The organism is Serratia sp. SM04 (genome assembly GCF_040280225.1).
GTDB classification, from domain to species: domain Bacteria; phylum Pseudomonadota; class Gammaproteobacteria; order Enterobacterales; family Enterobacteriaceae; genus Serratia; species Serratia sarumanii.
On sequence record NZ_JBEOQT010000003.1, the window covers coordinates 224,628 to 240,647 of the forward strand.

The window sequence follows — 16,020 nt, forward strand, 5'->3', positions numbered from 1 at the left end:
AAAGGAGCCTGTAATACATGGCTAAGTTCTTTATAGACCGCCCAATTTTCGCCTGGGTAATCGCCATCATCGTCATGTTGGCGGGGGTGCTTGCAATAATGAAACTGCCGATCGCGCAGTATCCCACTATTGCACCGCCGGCGGTGAGTATTTCCGCCAACTACCCGGGCGCAGATGCCAAAACGGTGCAGGATACCGTCACGCAGATTATCGAACAGAACATGAACGGTATCGATAACCTGATGTACATGTCCTCCACCAGTGATTCCTCTGGTAGCGTCACCATTACCCTGACGTTTGAATCCGGCACCGATCCTGACATCGCGCAGGTTCAGGTCCAGAACAAACTGTCGTTGGCCACCCCGTTGCTGCCGCAAGAAGTTCAGCAACAGGGCCTGAAAGTAGAAAAATCCAGCAGCAGCTTCCTGATGGTGGCCGGCTTCGTTTCCGACGATCCGAACATGACTCAGGACGATATTGCGGACTACGTGGCGTCCAACATCAAGGATCCGATCAGCCGTTCGTCCGGCGTGGGTGAAGTGCAGCTGTTCGGTGCCCAGTACGCGATGCGTATCTGGCTGGATCCGAACAAGCTGAACAACTACCAGCTGACGACCACGGACGTGACCTCCGCCATCACCGAGCAGAACAACCAGATCGCCGCAGGCCAGCTGGGCGGCCTGCCGCCGGTACCGGGGCAGCAGTTGAACGCCTCGATCATCGCGCAGACCCGTCTGACTTCGCCGGAAGAGTTCGGCAAGATCCTGCTGAAGGTGAATACCGACGGTTCCCAGGTACGCCTGCGCGACGTCGCTCACATCGAGCGCGGCGCGGAAAGCTATGCCGTTACCGCTCGCTATAACGGTAAGCCTGCCGCCGGTCTGGGTATCAAACTGGCAACCGGCGCCAACGCCTTGAACACCGCCAAAGGTGTGAAAGACGAGCTGGCCAAGATGACGCCATTCTTCCCGCAAGGGATGAAAGTGGTTTATCCGTACGACACCACCCCGTTCGTTAAGATCTCCATCAACGAAGTGGTGAAAACGCTGATCGAAGCCATCATCCTGGTATTCCTGGTGATGTATTTGTTCCTGCAGAACTTCCGCGCGACGCTGATCCCAACCATCGCGGTGCCGGTGGTGCTGCTGGGGACCTTTGCGATACTCGCGGCGTTCGGCTTCTCGATAAACACCCTGACGATGTTCGGCATGGTGTTGGCGATCGGCCTGCTGGTGGATGACGCCATCGTGGTGGTGGAAAACGTCGAGCGCGTCATGGCCGAAGAGGGGCTGCCGCCGAAAGAAGCCACCCGTAAATCGATGGGCCAGATTCAGGGCGCGCTGGTGGGTATCGCCATGGTGCTGTCGGCGGTATTCGTGCCGATGGCGTTCTTCGGCGGTTCAACCGGCGCCATCTATCGCCAGTTCTCGATCACCATCGTGTCCGCGATGGCGCTGTCGGTGCTGGTGGCCTTGATCCTGACGCCGGCGCTGTGCGCCACCATGCTCAAACCGATCCCGAAAGGCGATCACGGGGTTAAAACAGGCTTCTTCGGCTGGTTTAACCGCATGTTCGAGAAAAGCACGCATCACTATACCGACAGCGTGGGCAACATCCTGCGCAGCACCGGTCGCTATCTGATCATCTACCTGCTGATCGTGGTTGGCATGGGCCTGCTGTTCCTGCGCCTGCCTTCCTCGTTCCTGCCGGACGAAGATCAGGGCATCCTGTTGACCATGGTGCAGCTGCCTGCCGGCGCCACCGAGTCCCGCACCAACAAAGTGCTGGAAGAAGTCTCCGACTACTTCCTGAACAAGGAAAAGGACAACGTGGTTTCGGTGTTTACCGTCGCGGGCTTCGGCTTCAACGGTAACGGCCAGAACAACGGCCTGGCATTCGTCAGCCTGAAAGACTGGGGCGAGCGTCCAGGGAGCGAGAACAAGGTCGAAGCGATCGCGGGTCGCGCCATGGGCGCATTCTCGCAGATTAAAGAAGGCCTGGTATTCCCGTTCAACCTGCCGGCGATCATCGAACTCGGTACCGCAACCGGCTTCGACTTCGAGCTGATTGACCAGGGCGGCCTGGGGCACGAGAAACTGACCGAAGCGCGTAACCAGCTGTTGGGCATGGTTGCTCAACATCCGGACGTGCTGGTGGGCGTGCGCCCGAACGGCCTGGAAGATACGCCGCAGTTCAAACTGATCGTCGATCAGGAGAAAGCCAAGGCGCTGGGCGTCAGCATCACCACCATCAACAGCACGCTGAGCACCGCGCTGGGCGGCTCGTACGTCAACGACTTCATCGACCGCGGTCGTGTGAAGAAGGTATACGTACAGGCCGACGCGCCGTTCCGTATGCTGCCGGAAGACATCAACAAGTGGTACGTGCGCGGTACAAGCGGCCAAATGGTGCCATTCTCCGCCTTCTCTTCGGCGAAATGGGAATACGGCTCACCGCGCCTGGAACGCTATAACGGCTTGCCGTCGATGGAAATTCTGGGCCAGGCCGCACCGGGCAAGAGTACCGGTGAAGCGATGAACCTGATGGAACAGTTGGCGTCCAAACTGCCAAGCGGCATCGGTTACGATTGGACCGGCATGTCCTATCAGGAACGTCTGTCGGGCAACCAGGCGCCGGCGCTGTACGCCATCTCGATTCTGGTGGTGTTCCTGTGTCTGGCGGCGCTGTATGAAAGCTGGTCCGTGCCGTTCTCGGTCATGCTGGTATTGCCGCTGGGGGTTATCGGTGCGTTGCTGGCCGCGACGATGCGCGGCATGAACAACGACGTGTACTTCCAGGTGGGGCTGCTGACCACCATAGGTCTATCGGCGAAGAACGCCATCCTGATCGTGGAATTCGCCAAGGATCTGATGGAGAAAGAAGGCAAAGGCCTGATCGAAGCGACGTTGGAAGCGGTGCGTATGCGTCTGCGTCCAATCCTGATGACGTCTCTGGCCTTCATCCTCGGGGTTCTGCCGCTGGTTATCAGCAGCGGTGCGGGCTCCGGCGCACAGAACGCGGTAGGTACCGGCGTAATGGGCGGGATGATCACCGCCACCGTCTTGGCGATCTTCTTCGTGCCGGTGTTCTTCGTGGTGGTTCGCCGCCGCTTCAGCAAGAAGAACGAGGACCTGGAACACAGCCATCCGGTAGAGCACCACTGATCGCTCAGTGATATGAGCTCTACCCGATAATCGAAAAGGCCGCGCATGCGGCCTTTTTCTTTTGCTTCAGTTGCTTAATGCAAACCGTTCTCATTAATTCACTCGTGGGCGCAATTTACGCTTGATCGCGACGCCGGGTCGGTGCATAATTATTGTTATAGTATAACATTACACGAGAGAGCCATTATGAAACCCGGCATCCATCCCGATTACCGCACCGTGGTCTTCCACGACGTCAGCGCCAACGCCTACTTTAAAGTGGGATCGACCATCAAAACCGATCGCACCATCGAGCTGGACGGCGAAAGCTGGCCGTATGTCACCCTCGACGTCTCTTCCGCTTCGCATCCGTACTACACCGGCAAGCAGAAAGACTATTCCAAAGAAGGCAGCACGGCGCGCTTCCAGCAGCGCTTTGGCCGCTTTATCGGCAATAAGTAACAAGGAAATCCCATGCAGGTATTGAGTTCATTGCGTTCGGCGAAAAATCGCCACCCGGATTGCAAAGTCGTGCGTCGTCGTGGCCGCATCTATGTGATCTGTAAAAGCAATCCGCGATTCAAAGCGGTACAGGGACGTAAGAAAAAGCGTTAACTCCCCAGTGTCATCTGTCGCAAAGCCCCGTTGCTGCTCAACGGGGCTTTTTTTATGGCGAGAAAGTGCCTGCAAGCTGTCCCCCGCCGGCAGGCGGGGGCAGAGGTTACTTCATGCTGCTCAGCAGCGCGTCGACATTGTGTTTGAACGCCTGTTCATAGGTGGCCGCCGGGCCGCCCGTACGGGAGAGCGCTTCAGGGTACAGCTCGCCGCCCGCCTTGGCGCCGGTGGCGGCGGCAATCTGTTTCACCAACCGCGGATCGGTCTGATTCTCGATAAAGTAAGCGTTGACCTTTTCCTGTTTGATCTGCTTGATCAGGCCGGCCACGTCGCTGGCGCTGGCTTCGGCCTCGGTGGAAAATCCGACCGGGGCAAGGAAAGTGACGCCATACTCTTGCCCAAAGTAACCAAAAGCATCATGGCTGGTCAGCACTTTACGTTTCTGTGGCGGCACTGCGGCGAACTGGGTTTTGGCCCACAGGTCCAGCTTTTGCAGTTGCTGAATGTATTCGGCCCCGCGCTGGCGAAAATAGTTGGCATCCTCGGGATCGGCGGCAATCAGGGCGTTCATCACGTTGGTGGCGTACTGCACGCCGTTTTTCATGCTGTTCCAGGCGTGAGGATCGGTAATCGCTTTGCCGTCCTCCTCCATCTGCCGGGTGCTGATGCCCTGTGAAGCGGTGATCACCTGCCCTTTATAACCCGAAGCGCTGACCAGGCGATCGATCCACCCTTCCAGCCCCAGTCCGCTGACGAATACCACATCAGCCTGAGCCAACTTTTTGCCGTCCTGCGGCGAAGGCTCGAAACTGTGCGGATCGCCATCCGGCCCCACCAGCGTGCTGACCTTGACGTGATCGCCCCCCACCTGTTTGACGATATCGCCCAGAATGGAAAAGCTGGCGACGGCGTCGACGGTCTTCGCCATCGCCAATGGGCTGGCCAGCAGCGCAGCGACCGCCAGCGATATAGGTAAACGTTTCATACTTTCTCCTTGCAAATGGCACTTCTCAACGGCGCGCGAAGGCGTAAATGCCTCCGCGCGTTCCAAACAGGATCGAGACGAAAAAGATGACGCTGGCGCTGAGCACGATCGCCGGGCCGGCGGGCAGCGAAGCGTAATAGGACCACACCAACCCAATCAGGCTGGAAAGCGCGCCGATGCCCATCGCCGTCGCCAGCGTCTGCGGCAGATTGCGCGCCCAGAAGCGCGCGCTGGCGGCGGGCAGCATCATCAGCCCCACCGACATCAGGGTGCCGAGGATCTGGAATCCCGCCACCAGATTGACCACCACCAGCGCCAGAAACAGGCCGTGGATCAGCGCCAACCGGCGCGGCGCGTTGACGCGCAGGAACGTGACGTCGAAGGACTCGATCACCAATGCACGGTACAGCGCCGCCAGCGCCAGCAGCGAAACCGAGGCGATCGCTCCGACCATCAGCATCGCCTGCGCATCCACCGCCAGGATCGAACCGAACAGCACGTGCAGCAGATCCACGCTGGAGCCGCGCAGCGAGACCAGCGTGACCCCCAGCGCCAGTGAGCCCAGATAGAACCCGGCGAAGCTGGCGTCCTCTTTCAGCGGCGTGCGGCGGCTCACCAGGCCGGACAGCATCGCCACCGCCAGCCCGGCGATAAAGCCGCCCACCCCCATCGCCACCAGCGACATACCGGAGATCAGATAGCCGATCGCCGCACCCGGCAACACCGCGTGGGACAAGGCATCCCCCACCAGGCTCATGCGGCGCAGCAGCAAAAACACGCCCAGCGGGGCGGCGCTGAGCGACAACGCCAGGCACGCCATGAGCGCGCGGCGCATAAAACCGAAAGAGAGGAAAGGATCGATAAGCCCATGCCACAGCATCATGGCGCCACCGCCCGCAGATCCGGCTGCCGTTCGGCGGCGTGATACCTCGGCACCTGTTCCAATACCCGCTCGGCCGCGCCCCAGTGGCAAGCCTGCGGCGTCAGCAACAGCACCTGTGGAAAATGCTCGGCGACCATCGACATATCGTGCAGCACGGCGATCACCGTTTTCCCCTGCCGATGCAGTTGCGCGATCGCCTGCAGCAGGATCTGCGTGGTGGCGCTGTCGATGCCGGTGAAAGGTTCATCCAGCAAAATCAGCGGCGCCGGTTGAACCAGCAGGCGCGCAAACAGCACCCGCTGCAGCTGGCCGCCGGACAGTTCGCCCACCGGGCTGCGCGCCAGCGCGCTCATGCCAACGTTCGCCAGCGCCTCATTGACCTGGCTTGCCGCGCGCCTGTTCATACCGCCGAACATGCCGCTTTGCGGCCAACAGCCCATCGCCACCAGATCGCTTACCGCGATCGGGAATTGCCGATCCAACTCGGCCTGCTGCGGTAGATAAGCCCTGCGCGGTGGCTTGCCGCCACTAAAACTCAGACTGCCGCCCAGCGGCGGCAACAATCCGGCGAGCGTTTTCAGCAACGTCGATTTCCCGGCCCCGTTGACGCCCACCACCGCGGTTAACGAACCGGCGCTGAACTGCCCGCTCAGCGGCGGGAAAAGCGGCGTGACGCCATAGCCTATCGCCAGTTGGCGCAAGGAGATCATGGCAGCGATACCGCCCAGAAGATGCCGAGCCACAGCAGGGCCAGCAGCGCAACGGCCCCCGCACAGCGCGCGGCGGCGGAGGTGGTAAACAACGAATTCAGTGACGGCGCGGCGTCATGTTGTGAAGAGGGAGTCAATGTGGTGACCAAAATGATGGGTTAATAGTTATAATATAACATCACACACACTACCACATCTCAAGCTATGGCGCGACAATAATGCAACGGAACGTAACAGTCCTTCGCGCAGCGGCGCTTCCCCCGCAGCCTCCTTATCAAATTCAGGGATATTCCCATTCGGTTGAAATGTTGGCATAAGGTAAAGAACAGCGGTAAATCGAAAAATTTACCGGCGTGAGTGAAAAAGGAGTAAGATAAGCAGATAACATTGCTGTTGGCCGAGATTAATGCTTGTTACCCTTGCCTGTAACCTGGACGTCAACGCACTTTCTGTTAAAAAATTAAAGAAAGTGATTAATGACAATATAGCGGAGTTAGTGCCGGCGCTGACCAGCGGACTGAGTTTTTATTCTGAAAGCGCACGCTATGCCGAAGATTCATTAGAAATACTTGATATAGTACGACAAGGTGACGGCGATTATTCAATGAGTTATCGCTATAAGTGGGGCATTTTTAATGCCTGTCTGGATATCAACAGCGAAGATATCATCAACGACAGCGTACGGTTCCGAGTGACGGAGCGGGGTTTAATCTTCGACATCATTGATAACTCACGGCCATCAACTGCGGATGAATTGTAAGTTTACGTAATAACTGCAGGCCAAACGCGAAAAAATGATTTATATTCATTTTACGGGAAGTTTATTTAACCACCGTTAAGCTGCCTCCGTCCATGATGTAAATCAGCTTACTCACATAGTGTTATCACACCGCAATTAAGACTTACGGAGGGGATGATATGGATGAGTATTCGCCTAAGCGACACGACATTGCTCAGCTCAAATTCTTGTGCGAAAATTTGTATGATGAAGGTATCGCTACCCTGGGAGACAGTCACCATGGGTGGGTCAACGATCCGACGTCCTCCGTCAACCTGCAGCTTAATGAGTTGATCGAACATATCGCTTCGTTTGTGATGAGTTATAAAATTAAATACATGGACGAATCAGACCTGTCGGAGTTAGTCGAAGAATATCTCGACGATACCTATACGCTGTTCAGCAGCTACGGTATCAATGATTCCGACCTGCGCCGCTGGCAAAAAACCAAGGCGAGATTATTCAGAATGTTCTCAGGAGAGGACATCTGTACGACAATGAAAACTTAGGGGATAATTATTCCCGAGCTATTTTACGGTTATTAAACTAAAGGCCACCATGACTAAAACCGACTATCTGATGCGTTTACGTAAATGCACCACGATTGATACTCTCGAACGTGTTATTGAGAAAAATAAGTACGAGCTTTCCGATGATGAACTGGAGCTGTTTTACTCAGCGGCCGATCACCGTCTGGCGGAGCTCACCATGAACAAACTGTATGACAAAATCCCCACCTCCGTTTGGAAATATGTCAGATAATCATCCCCCAACGCGTTGAGCCGATGCTTTTATCGGCTTCAATGTTCAAACTGAATACGTATTTTTCCTATTGACAATGAAATGTTAATTACGTTCATTTTTATCGTTAATAATAAATAGAAACAATTCTCTGTTCCTGTCCGGGGTATTACGCCTTAACGCGATTAACGCGTGCTGTCTCTCGCACTCCCTGCTTATCGGCCACACGCGTCACGGTCATGCCGTCGCTCTTCCCTATTACCTTCGCGGCCACGCCGCCGCACTGCCTCGCTGGGCGGCGCGATCGCCCCGTAAAATCAGAGCATGCGGCGCAAAATCGCCTGCCCGGCGAAGCAGTGGTGTTTAATCACCGCCGCTATGTGCAGCACGATCATGGCCGACAGCGCGATGCACGAATAACGGTGCACGGCGAAAAAGAAGCGGTTAACGTCGAGATTTGCTATCGGGCGAGGGAAGTCGATCGCACCGAAAACGGCAAAGCCGTGCTCCAGCATAAGGAATCCACTGAGCAGCACCACGAAAATCAGCAGGTAGAATATTTCGTGCAGCAAATGCACCAATCCCTTCTCGTGCCCTTGCAGCATATCGCCATAGGGCACCTTAGGCCGGAAAAAACGCCAGATAAAGCGCGCCGCCATCAGCGGTGTCAGCACCAAGGCCAGCGACATATTGGTCACGGAGAAAAAGGCGAAGATGCGTGCATCCGTCATAAAATGCAGTGAATAACCAACGATCATTACGTAGATCATCACGGCGGCAATGCCCCAATGCAGTAACCGACTGAAAAGATCGTAACGGGCAGGTTCGTATGACATAAAACTCCTTTAAAAGCGGCCATCGCTGGCCGCTTGGCTATCCGATTTACGCTTACTTTTTCACGACCCAGGCATCCTGCCAGTTGGAACCCACGCCCGGCTCAAAGTGAGTCGCACCGCTGTTCCACTGCATGCAGTAACCGCTGTAAGGGAAAGGTTTGCACTGATATACCTTGCCGTCTTTCGGTTGCAGCACCGTGGTGCCGGCAGTGTATTTACTCAGCGCGTTCGGGAAGACGAAGTTATAGTCGCCGTTGCCGCCGCCACCGCCGGTGGATTCCGCCTCCAGGTTGAAGTTTTCGATATCTGGTTGAATGCTCTGCCCGTTGTCGTTGCTGGCGATCACTTTCAGCATGTGGTGGCCTTCGCTGACGTTGCTCAGCGCCATAGTCAGCGGCTGGCTGGCGTCTTCCAGCGTCGCTTTCAGGTAGCCTTTTTCCGTCTGGCCGTGGTCATAAACGCGCGCTTCAACCGTCAGTTTGCCTTTGACCTCGGCATTGAAGGTCAGCTGAGCTTTGCCGTCCTTGATTTTGGTGCTGGACAGGTTGCCGATGCGGATCTCTTCGGTGATAGCTGGCGTTTCTTCCTCATAGGAAATCACCACGCTCTTCATCGTGCTGCCCTGCTTGGCGTAGACCGCGTTGTTGCCAAACACCGGATTGACGTTGCCTTTGCCGTCTTTCACTCCGGCACGCACAGCTTTCTGTTCGGCGTTGATCTTGCAGGCCAGCGCGTGACCCCAGCGGTTTTTGTCGGTCAGCGTCTCACTGTCGATCGCCAGTTCGGTTTTCATCGTCAGCACTTCACCGTCCGCATCGAAGAAGCGGGCGATCACCTTGTCGCCAACCTGCAGGTTTTTACCGGTGAGGGAACCTTGCAGCTGCTTGCGCCATTCCGACACGACGCCGTCGTCTTCGAAGTTAACGTCAACCACCTGATAGAAACTGTTTACCGTGTCATTGATTTCCCACACGCCGTAAATCACCTGATAGCCGGTTCTCTCCGGCACCACGCACTGGTGCACTTCGCGATCTTTTGGCGGCTTGGCATGGCCATCAATCTCGCAGAACGGCTCTTTTTCGAAGGCCTCGCGCGACAGCGGCTTGTTCACATCCCAGTCCTGTTTGGTGATGTAGTAACGCCAGTTATTGGTTTTGTGCTTGGCGGTGTGGTACCAGGTGAACGTCTGTGGCCCCGGCTTCATGGTATTCAACGCCCAGACGTTGACGCCCTGGCGATCCAACGACTCGAAGCCGTTCACCCCGCCGCTGGCCAGCTGGCCGTCGAGCGGCGTCGCGCCGCCAGGGAAGCCGGAAACCTGCTCGACGCTCTGCGGTTCCCACTGCGCCCGGCCGCAGTCGGTGTTGCTGCCCAGCTTGCACTTGTAGGCGCGGCTCTCGGGCACTTCGATATAACCGTGCGACCAGGCGGCCGAGGAGGCCGCGAGCGTTGCCATCATCAGGGCGATTTTGGATAATTTCATTACGACTCCAGTTAAATTTATTGGATTCCAACTGAGTGAGAAGAAACTCAAAGAGGTGCGGCGATACCGCGAGAGGAATAATAAGTAGAAGCCCTGAACGCCCGGCACTTAGAATGCATTAAAATAATAAAACCTAATATCGTCATGATATTAAATGGCATGACAAACGTTTAAAATAATCCGGAAAGCGTGAAATACCGTAGTACCGAGCAAGAAAATAAATACACCGTACCAACACCGCAGAGAAAATAACGTGACATTGAAAAGTATTGCCGCAGCGATCGTGGCATCCCTGCTGTTATCCGGCTGCCAGCACGCCGCCAAATCGGCTCCTGACGCCGCCACCCAACGCGACCAGCTGTCGTCGCTGGTCGGCGCCGGTCAATTTCTAAGAGACAGGTGCAACCGCGCCGATATTCCGGCCGGCGATAAGCTCGCGGCGGCGGCGCTGCAGGAAGCGAAGGAAAAAGATTGGACGCCGGCGCTCAATCGCGCCCAACTGCTTGCGGCGGGTAAACACGTCGCCGCGCAGCTGGAGGCCGACGCCACGCCGCTGCAGGAAAAGTGCCGTGAACTCAACCGCTCGCTGGCGCCTTTTTTAGCCCAGCTGCGTTAGCCCCCTATCGGCAGCGCAAGCCACTGACAGGCCACCGCGCCGGCGCCCGCCGTCGCCAGCCCCGGCCCGAAAGGCAGGGGTTGGGCCGCATCGCCGCCGCGCCACGCGCGCAGCAACAGCCACAGCAGGCTGCCGGCGGAGGCGAACAGCAGGATCGACGGCAAAGCGGCATAACCGCCCCAGGCGCCAAGCGCCGCCAACAGTTTGAAATCGCCGTATCCCAGCCCCTCGCGGCCGGTCGCCAAACGAAATCCCCAATACAATAGCCAGAGCGCCAGATAGCCCGCCATCGCGCCAATGACCGCCGCAGGCAAAAAGGCCGGGTGCGCCAGGCAATGCCACAGTAAGCCGATCCACAGCAGCGATAGCGTCAGGCAATCCGGCAGCAGCTGACATTGGTTGTCGATCGCCGCCAACGCCAGCAACAGCGCAACCAACGCCAGCATGAAAAACCAATCCCCCCCGATGCCGAGCCGCCAGGCCAGCGTTATCCCCATCAGCATCAGAAATAATTCCAGCAGTGGATAACGCACGGCAATAGGACGGCGGCAATAACGACAGCGGCCACGCAACAGCAGCCAACTTAATAAAGGAATATTATCGAACGCCGATAATTTTTTTGTGCATGACGGACAGAATGAACGCGGCCAAAAGAGATCGAACCGCTCGGCCTGCGCCGTTTCCATTTCGCGCTCAAGCATAATGGGCAGCCGATAAACGACTACGTTAATAAAACTGCCGACGCACAGACTCAACACGGCGCTAAATAACAGCCAGTGTTCATCTGCCGCCGCATTTATAGCAAATAGCATGATTTTTTCTGATCCCTGATGATTCTTTCGCGTTGGTTACATCGACGGCTGCGTCGTTACCCGCAGCAGGCTGACCTGCACTATGCCCGGCGCCTGCTCCGCGCGTTCCACGGCGAGCGCCAGCACGCGGATGCCATGCTCACGCTGCAGGGCAGCCAGCCACGACAGCAGGCTTTCAAACGGCACGGGCGGCAGCCCCACCTGCATCTGCGCATCACTTTCCGTCAGGGCGATGATGGGGATGCGGAACGCCTGCGCGCTCTGCCGCAGCCGCTCCGGCAGTTGCTCGCGCGCAGCGGCATCCGGCGGCAAGCGCGCCTGCAGTTGCTGGATGACGCGTGCCTGCCCCTGCAGCGCGGCCAGGCGCTGTGCGCTTTTCTGCGCCTGTGAAAACTGATACAGGCAGTAGCCGCAGGCTGCCAGCAGCAACAGGCTTAACAGCACCGCCCGCCGCAACGCCTTATCGCGCCACCCGATATTCATCGCTCACCTCTCACCGTCAGGATCGCCTGGTTGGACGCACCGCCTTCGCTGAACGCCATGCTGACCTCGCCGTCGTTAACCGGCGCCGGCAGCGGCACGTCGTTTCTGTTCACCGTCACCACCAGACGATCGTCGGCGGCGTCGAAAGCCAGCGCCTGCAGCTGCGGGGGCGCCCATAACGCGAGCGCCCCGGCCGCGTAGGGCAACAGCCTGAACAGCTGCGGCGCATTCAGGGCATCCTGCATACGCCGCACCCGCGCTTTCGCCGCCTGCTCGGCAAACGCCGACGCGGCCTGGCCCGGCAGCAGGTGCCGTGAGAGCGCCGCAATCTGGCTCTCGCTCTGCCGGGCCATCTGTTGGTGATGCAAACCGCCCACCAGCAGCGAACCGCTGAGCAACAGCAGCGCGCAGGCGGTCTTGTCGGGCAGGCGGCGCGGCCAGCGTACGCTCGGTTTGAAACGTCCCTGCAGCAGCGTGAATGTACTGTTCCAGGCCTCTTCCGCCAGTCGCCAGAGCGGATCCTCGTCAATGCGCGCCGCTTCCCAGCCCGCCGGAACCTCCCCGCCGCGGTGCAGACACCAGTCCGGCGTCGGCAGTGAAGCGCAGCCCAGCCAAGCGTCGGGCAGCTGCATTCCCTGCCCGCTTCCCGTTCGGATCAACCAGTGGTTGCGCCAATGCAGCGCGCTGCATTGGCCGGGCAGCGGCAATGCCAGCACGTCGGGCAGCATTTTATCGGCGCGAATGCCGCTGGCGCTCAGGCGCTCGACCCATTCCTGCATCTGCGTCAGCGCGACGCCGGCGAGGGTGAAATCGAGCTGCGCCTTGTCCAACACCGCCCAGTGCATCTGCTCGACATCGGCCAACAACCCGGCCTCATGGGCGTAGGCCAGCGCCAGCGGCGTCGCCTGCCGGGCCTTGCCCTGGAATGTCGTTTGCCTCAGCGCCACATGACGGGCAGGCACCAACACCACGACGCGGCTGCCCTGCGCCATGGCCGCCAACTCGCCGCCGCCTTCGGTCAGATCGAGGTGGGCGGCGAAACGGCAACTCGTCTCGCCGACGCGGCCCCAGCGCACATCGGCCATCAAGTCCTCGCTCAGCGCGATAAGCAGGATTGTATTCGCCACCCTTTACCCCTCCCCTCTGTCGAACAGGCGTCCGCTGACCGTGACGCCTGACTGGCCCGGTTGCAACGCGCTGACGAGCCGATAGCGCCCGTCGTTCAGCGTCAGCTGCAGCTGCGCAATCCAGCGGCTATCGTCGAACGTCAATCGCTCGCCGAGATCGTCGTCACCCAAGTCTTGCAGCGCTTTTTCCTGCGACAAAAACGCCAGCGTCTGCCAGCCCTGCGGCGGACGGGCCGCCAGCAGCGCCCGCAGCCGTTCATCTCTCAGGGCGTTCATCAGCATCGCCCGCAGCAGCGGTAATTGCGCCTCGCTCACGGCATCCGGGTTGATGCGCAGTTCGGCATCCGGCGCCGCACAAAGCTGCGGTGCCAGGCGCAGGTAAAGCTCACGATCGATGCCGGCCAGCTCCCGCAGTTCGCTGACATTCCCCATCAGATACCCCTCGTCATTGCCCCTGGCGACGATGGCCTCGGCAATCGCGCCCGCCTGCGCGTCGGCGATCCCCAGGTTGTTCAGTAACAGCATGAATATCCGCCTCTCCTTATTGGGGGGAACCCCCTCGCTATCCCCGGCCTCCGTTGGGCCGGCGGCGCGGATCAGGGCGTTTAGGTTGAAACAGGCATCGACGCGGCGCAGGCGTATCGTCACCTCCCCCTCTTCGGTACGCATACTGAACGCCGCTCCTGATGCTCCCCAGGCCTTGCGCTTCTCTCCCGCCTGCCGCAACCGCTGTTGGGCGTAGATCTCCCCGCCCAGCAGCAGCCATTTGGCCTTCAGCCGATCCTGTTGAGACTGGGTGCGCGCCAGCGAACGCTGCCAGTTGTCGTTGATATTGATCGCCACGATCGCCATCAGCGACATCAGCAGCAGCACCATCAACAGCGCCATACCGCGTTGTTTTTTCATGATGGCCTCGCGGCGGGCACCGTGACGATGCGGCGCACCTCCCCCAGCGCGGGGGTTTCGACGACGATCTCCACCGCCTGCGGCAGCAGCCCGCCGGCGCGCCAGGCCGTCAACCATTCGCCCTGCAGGTAAAAACGCAGGCGGAACCGCGTCACCTCCGGCAGCAGCAGCACGCTGCGCGCCGCCGCCTGCGGGCTGCCCAAACTCGGATAGCTGAGACGCTCGAGCCGCCCCTGCCGGTAGCGATACTCCACCCGCTCCAGCGTGGCGCGCGGCAGCCGAACGTGTGGATTCGGCCAGCCGTTTCGGATCAGCAGCAGCTGTATATCCGCGTCCTCGCCCACCGTCTGCCGCACCGCGAACTCCGGCACCGCCGGCAAGCGCTTATCGCCAATCGGCGCCCGCGCCTGCGCATGAGTGAAATCGCGTTCGACGATCGCCAGCGCCCGTTGCAGCTGGGTCAGCTGCGTCGATTTGCGCCGGGTGATTTCATCGCTTTTCAGCACGCCCCTAAAGACCGCCAGCGCGGTGAGCGACAGCATGGCGAACAGGGCGATGGCCAGCAGCATTTCCACCAGCGTAAAACCGCATTGCGAACCGCGTTTCATGGCAGTGCCCTGTAGGCCAGCATCTCCACCAGCGCGTTACGATCCTGCGGATCGCGCCGGACTTCAATCGCGATCGCCCGCATTCCGGCGTCGCTGGTCTCCTGCCCGCGATAGCGCCAGTGCCAGGTTTCACCGGCCATCGCCGCAGTGCCCGAATGCCAGGCCAGCGTCGGCGGATACGGGTCGAGCTGCAGCAGCGTCAACTGGTTGTCCGCCACCCACAGCGCGACGGTCTTGGCTTCGATCGCGCTCAGGCTGCGCACCTGGCCCCCGGTGCTGTTGATCAGCGCCAGGCAGCCGATGGCGAAGATCATCAAGGCCACCATTACCTCCAGCAGCGTCATACCCCGCTGGCGTTTAATTTTCCGCGTCATCGCAACGAATATCCGTCGTTTCAAATACGAAGTAACCGGGTGCCTGCAATCGCCACTGGCACTTGCCCTGCGACAGCGCCACGCTGAACGCGGTGGTTTCGCCCCCCGGATACAGCCACACCTGCGGCATCTGCGCCGCCGCGTCGTCAAGCGTGACGGCTTGCCCCTCAACGCTCAGCCGCAGCGCGATGCCCTCCGGCAAAACGTATTCATCCCGCCCCTCTTCGGCGACGACGCTGCGCCAACCGCCGCTGCCGAACGCCACGCCATAACTCCCCCCTTCACGTTCGGCCCGCTCGGCGAGGGCATACAGCCAATGGCTCAGCCGCTCCCCCTGCCGCGCCAGCGGCTTCTCATCCGCAGGAAAGCTCAGCATCACCAGGCCGCTGGTCACCCCCAGCAGCAGCAATACCAGCATGATCTCCAGCAGCGTAAAGCCGCGTATACGCCTCATGGCGCCTTGGCGTCGGCCACCCAGTTGCCGATGTCGTCATCGGTGTCGGCAACGCCGTCCTGGCCCAAAGAAAACACGTCCAGCTTGCCGTGGCGCCCCGGGTTGCGCAGACGGTACTCCTGCCCCCAGGGATCTTGCGGCAACCGGCGAATATAGCCGTCTTCGGGATAATTCCTCGGGATCGGCGCCAGCACCGGCCGGGTCACCAGCGCCGCCAGCCCCTGCTCCGCGCTGGGATAACGCCCGTTATCCAGCTTGTACATATCCAGCGCGTTCTCCAGCGCCACGATATCGCTGGCGGCCTTTTGCCGATCGGCCTTCTCCTTGTTTCCCATCAGGCTTGGAATGGTCAGGCTGGCCAACAGCCCCAGAATGACGATCACCACCATGATTTCCAGCAGCGTAAACCCTCGCTGCCGCGATCTGCGTATTTTGCTGATATGACTCACTTTACTCTCCATTAACG

Annotated in this window: 20 protein-coding genes; 7 read left to right on the top strand and 13 right to left on the bottom strand. The window is 59.2% G+C overall.

Annotation, left to right across the window (positions count from 1 at the left end):
* Positions 1–17 precede the first annotated feature (17 nt).
* The 3 genes from sdeY to ykgO all read left to right on the top strand — a co-directional run bounded on the left by sdeY (position 18) and on the right by ykgO (position 3,758).
* Positions 18–3,164 carry a multidrug efflux RND transporter permease subunit SdeY gene (sdeY, locus tag ABTW55_RS06715; RefSeq protein WP_033637346.1) on the top strand — a complete coding sequence of 1,049 codons (3,147 nt, stop codon included), beginning with the start codon at positions 18–20 and terminating at the stop codon, positions 3,162–3,164.
* Between the two features lie 186 nt (positions 3,165–3,350).
* Positions 3,351–3,605, top strand: coding sequence for a type B 50S ribosomal protein L31 (locus tag ABTW55_RS06720; RefSeq protein WP_004940303.1), 255 nt, complete (start codon positions 3,351–3,353; stop codon positions 3,603–3,605).
* Positions 3,606–3,617: 12 nt separating this feature from the next.
* The gene (gene ykgO / locus ABTW55_RS06725) at positions 3,618–3,758 is read left to right on the top strand and encodes a type B 50S ribosomal protein L36 (RefSeq protein ID WP_004940304.1); all 141 of its coding nucleotides are present in this window, start codon (positions 3,618–3,620) and stop codon (positions 3,756–3,758) included.
* Between the two features lie 106 nt (positions 3,759–3,864).
* On the opposite strand, the gene ABTW55_RS06730 is transcribed toward ykgO, so the two are convergent.
* From ABTW55_RS06730 to ABTW55_RS06740, 3 genes are read right to left on the bottom strand one after another with little or no spacing between them, the layout of a single operon-like run.
* A complete protein-coding gene (locus ABTW55_RS06730; RefSeq protein ID WP_041033680.1) occupies positions 3,865–4,743 on the bottom strand; it encodes a metal ABC transporter substrate-binding protein in 879 nt (292 codons plus the stop codon).
* Between the two features lie 25 nt (positions 4,744–4,768).
* Positions 4,769–5,626, bottom strand: a complete 858-nt coding sequence (locus ABTW55_RS06735; RefSeq protein ID WP_033637343.1) for a metal ABC transporter permease — start codon at positions 5,624–5,626, stop codon at positions 4,769–4,771.
* Positions 5,623–6,336 (bottom strand): metal ABC transporter ATP-binding protein, encoded by a 714-nt coding sequence (locus ABTW55_RS06740; RefSeq protein ID WP_033647273.1) that lies wholly within the window; start codon positions 6,334–6,336, stop codon positions 5,623–5,625. Before ABTW55_RS06740 ends, ABTW55_RS06735 begins: the two co-directional genes overlap by 4 nt.
* Before the next feature lie 406 nt (positions 6,337–6,742).
* Between ABTW55_RS06740 and ABTW55_RS06745 the strand changes: the two genes are divergently transcribed.
* The 3 genes from ABTW55_RS06745 (at position 6,743) to ABTW55_RS06755 (ending at position 7,876) form a co-directional block, all read left to right on the top strand.
* The gene (locus tag ABTW55_RS06745) at positions 6,743–7,096 is read left to right on the top strand and encodes a hypothetical protein (protein ID WP_033653245.1); all 354 of its coding nucleotides are present in this window, start codon (positions 6,743–6,745) and stop codon (positions 7,094–7,096) included.
* Positions 7,097–7,254: 158 nt separating this feature from the next.
* A complete protein-coding gene (gene tomB, locus ABTW55_RS06750) occupies positions 7,255–7,623 on the top strand; it encodes an Hha toxicity modulator TomB (RefSeq protein WP_004940312.1) in 369 nt (122 codons plus the stop codon).
* A 49-nt stretch (positions 7,624–7,672) separates the two neighbouring features.
* Complete coding sequence (locus ABTW55_RS06755) at positions 7,673–7,876, top strand: HHA domain-containing protein (protein WP_004940313.1); 204 nt, start codon at positions 7,673–7,675, stop codon at positions 7,874–7,876.
* Positions 7,877–8,172: 296 nt separating this feature from the next.
* On the opposite strand, the gene ABTW55_RS06760 is transcribed toward ABTW55_RS06755, so the two are convergent.
* Entirely contained in the window at positions 8,173–8,691 is a 519-nt protein-coding gene (locus ABTW55_RS06760; protein WP_060420355.1) for a cytochrome b, read from the bottom strand.
* 52 nt (positions 8,692–8,743) lie between these two features.
* Entirely contained in the window at positions 8,744–10,174 is a 1,431-nt protein-coding gene (gene gbpA, locus ABTW55_RS06765) for an N-acetylglucosamine-binding protein GbpA (protein ID WP_350429242.1), read from the bottom strand.
* A gap of 253 nt (positions 10,175–10,427) precedes the next feature.
* On the opposite strand from gbpA, the gene gspS reads away from it, so the two are divergent.
* On the top strand, positions 10,428–10,790 hold the full coding sequence (gspS, locus tag ABTW55_RS06770) for a type II secretion system pilot lipoprotein GspS (protein WP_060420357.1): 363 nt from the start codon (positions 10,428–10,430) through the stop codon (positions 10,788–10,790).
* Here gspS and ABTW55_RS06775 read toward each other — a convergent pair.
* The 8 genes from ABTW55_RS06775 to gspG are packed head-to-tail and all read right to left on the bottom strand — an operon-like array spanning position 10,787 to position 16,015.
* The gene (locus ABTW55_RS06775) at positions 10,787–11,602 is read right to left on the bottom strand and encodes an A24 family peptidase (protein ID WP_060420359.1); all 816 of its coding nucleotides are present in this window, start codon (positions 11,600–11,602) and stop codon (positions 10,787–10,789) included. The genes gspS and ABTW55_RS06775 overlap by 4 nt on opposite strands.
* Positions 11,603–11,638: 36 nt before the next feature.
* A complete protein-coding gene (gene gspM, locus ABTW55_RS06780; RefSeq protein WP_039566985.1) occupies positions 11,639–12,085 on the bottom strand; it encodes a type II secretion system protein GspM in 447 nt (148 codons plus the stop codon).
* Positions 12,082–13,212 (bottom strand): type II secretion system protein GspL, encoded by a 1,131-nt coding sequence (gene gspL, locus ABTW55_RS06785; RefSeq protein WP_060420361.1) that lies wholly within the window; start codon positions 13,210–13,212, stop codon positions 12,082–12,084. Before gspL ends, gspM begins: the two co-directional genes overlap by 4 nt.
* A 3-nt stretch (positions 13,213–13,215) precedes the next feature.
* The gene (gene gspK, locus ABTW55_RS06790; protein ID WP_060420363.1) at positions 13,216–14,118 is read right to left on the bottom strand and encodes a type II secretion system minor pseudopilin GspK; all 903 of its coding nucleotides are present in this window, start codon (positions 14,116–14,118) and stop codon (positions 13,216–13,218) included.
* Positions 14,115–14,726, bottom strand: coding sequence for a type II secretion system minor pseudopilin GspJ (gene gspJ, locus ABTW55_RS06795; protein WP_060420365.1), 612 nt, complete (start codon positions 14,724–14,726; stop codon positions 14,115–14,117). The genes gspK and gspJ overlap by 4 nt, the downstream gene beginning before the upstream one ends.
* A complete protein-coding gene (gspI, locus tag ABTW55_RS06800) occupies positions 14,723–15,100 on the bottom strand; it encodes a type II secretion system minor pseudopilin GspI (RefSeq protein ID WP_223307169.1) in 378 nt (125 codons plus the stop codon). Before gspI ends, gspJ begins: the two co-directional genes overlap by 4 nt.
* The gene (locus tag ABTW55_RS06805) at positions 15,084–15,554 is read right to left on the bottom strand and encodes a prepilin-type N-terminal cleavage/methylation domain-containing protein (RefSeq protein ID WP_060420367.1); all 471 of its coding nucleotides are present in this window, start codon (positions 15,552–15,554) and stop codon (positions 15,084–15,086) included. Before ABTW55_RS06805 ends, gspI begins: the two co-directional genes overlap by 17 nt.
* Positions 15,551–16,015 carry a type II secretion system major pseudopilin GspG gene (gspG, locus tag ABTW55_RS06810; protein ID WP_049213857.1) on the bottom strand — a complete coding sequence of 155 codons (465 nt, stop codon included), beginning with the start codon at positions 16,013–16,015 and terminating at the stop codon, positions 15,551–15,553. Before gspG ends, ABTW55_RS06805 begins: the two co-directional genes overlap by 4 nt.
* Positions 16,016–16,020: the final 5 nt, after the last annotated feature.

Excerpts from the sequence above, each read along its gene's own strand:
- sdeY (WP_033637346.1), top strand. The coding sequence starts at position 18 with ATGGCTAAGTTCTTTATAGACCGCCCAATTTTCGCCTGGGTAATCGCC.
- ABTW55_RS06720 (WP_004940303.1), top strand. The coding sequence starts at position 3,351 with ATGAAACCCGGCATCCATCCCGATTACCGCACCGTGGTCTTCCACGAC.
- ykgO (WP_004940304.1), top strand. The coding sequence starts at position 3,618 with ATGCAGGTATTGAGTTCATTGCGTTCGGCGAAAAATCGCCACCCGGAT.
- ABTW55_RS06730 (WP_041033680.1), bottom strand. The coding sequence starts at position 4,743 with ATGAAACGTTTACCTATATCGCTGGCGGTCGCTGCGCTGCTGGCCAGC.
- ABTW55_RS06735 (WP_033637343.1), bottom strand. The coding sequence starts at position 5,626 with ATGATGCTGTGGCATGGGCTTATCGATCCTTTCCTCTCTTTCGGTTTT.
- ABTW55_RS06740 (WP_033647273.1), bottom strand. The coding sequence starts at position 6,336 with ATGATCTCCTTGCGCCAACTGGCGATAGGCTATGGCGTCACGCCGCTT.
- ABTW55_RS06745 (WP_033653245.1), top strand. The coding sequence starts at position 6,743 with ATGCTTGTTACCCTTGCCTGTAACCTGGACGTCAACGCACTTTCTGTT.
- tomB (WP_004940312.1), top strand. The coding sequence starts at position 7,255 with ATGGATGAGTATTCGCCTAAGCGACACGACATTGCTCAGCTCAAATTC.
- ABTW55_RS06755 (WP_004940313.1), top strand. The coding sequence starts at position 7,673 with ATGACTAAAACCGACTATCTGATGCGTTTACGTAAATGCACCACGATT.
- ABTW55_RS06760 (WP_060420355.1), bottom strand. The coding sequence starts at position 8,691 with ATGTCATACGAACCTGCCCGTTACGATCTTTTCAGTCGGTTACTGCAT.
- gbpA (WP_350429242.1), bottom strand. The coding sequence starts at position 10,174 with ATGAAATTATCCAAAATCGCCCTGATGATGGCAACGCTCGCGGCCTCC.
- ABTW55_RS06775 (WP_060420359.1), bottom strand. The coding sequence starts at position 11,602 with ATGCTATTTGCTATAAATGCGGCGGCAGATGAACACTGGCTGTTATTT.
- gspM (WP_039566985.1), bottom strand. The coding sequence starts at position 12,085 with ATGAATATCGGGTGGCGCGATAAGGCGTTGCGGCGGGCGGTGCTGTTA.
- gspK (WP_060420363.1), bottom strand. The coding sequence starts at position 14,118 with ATGAAAAAACAACGCGGTATGGCGCTGTTGATGGTGCTGCTGCTGATG.
- gspJ (WP_060420365.1), bottom strand. The coding sequence starts at position 14,726 with ATGAAACGCGGTTCGCAATGCGGTTTTACGCTGGTGGAAATGCTGCTG.
- gspI (WP_223307169.1), bottom strand. The coding sequence starts at position 15,100 with ATGACGCGGAAAATTAAACGCCAGCGGGGTATGACGCTGCTGGAGGTA.
- ABTW55_RS06805 (WP_060420367.1), bottom strand. The coding sequence starts at position 15,554 with ATGAGGCGTATACGCGGCTTTACGCTGCTGGAGATCATGCTGGTATTG.
- gspG (WP_049213857.1), bottom strand. The coding sequence starts at position 16,015 with ATGGAGAGTAAAGTGAGTCATATCAGCAAAATACGCAGATCGCGGCAG.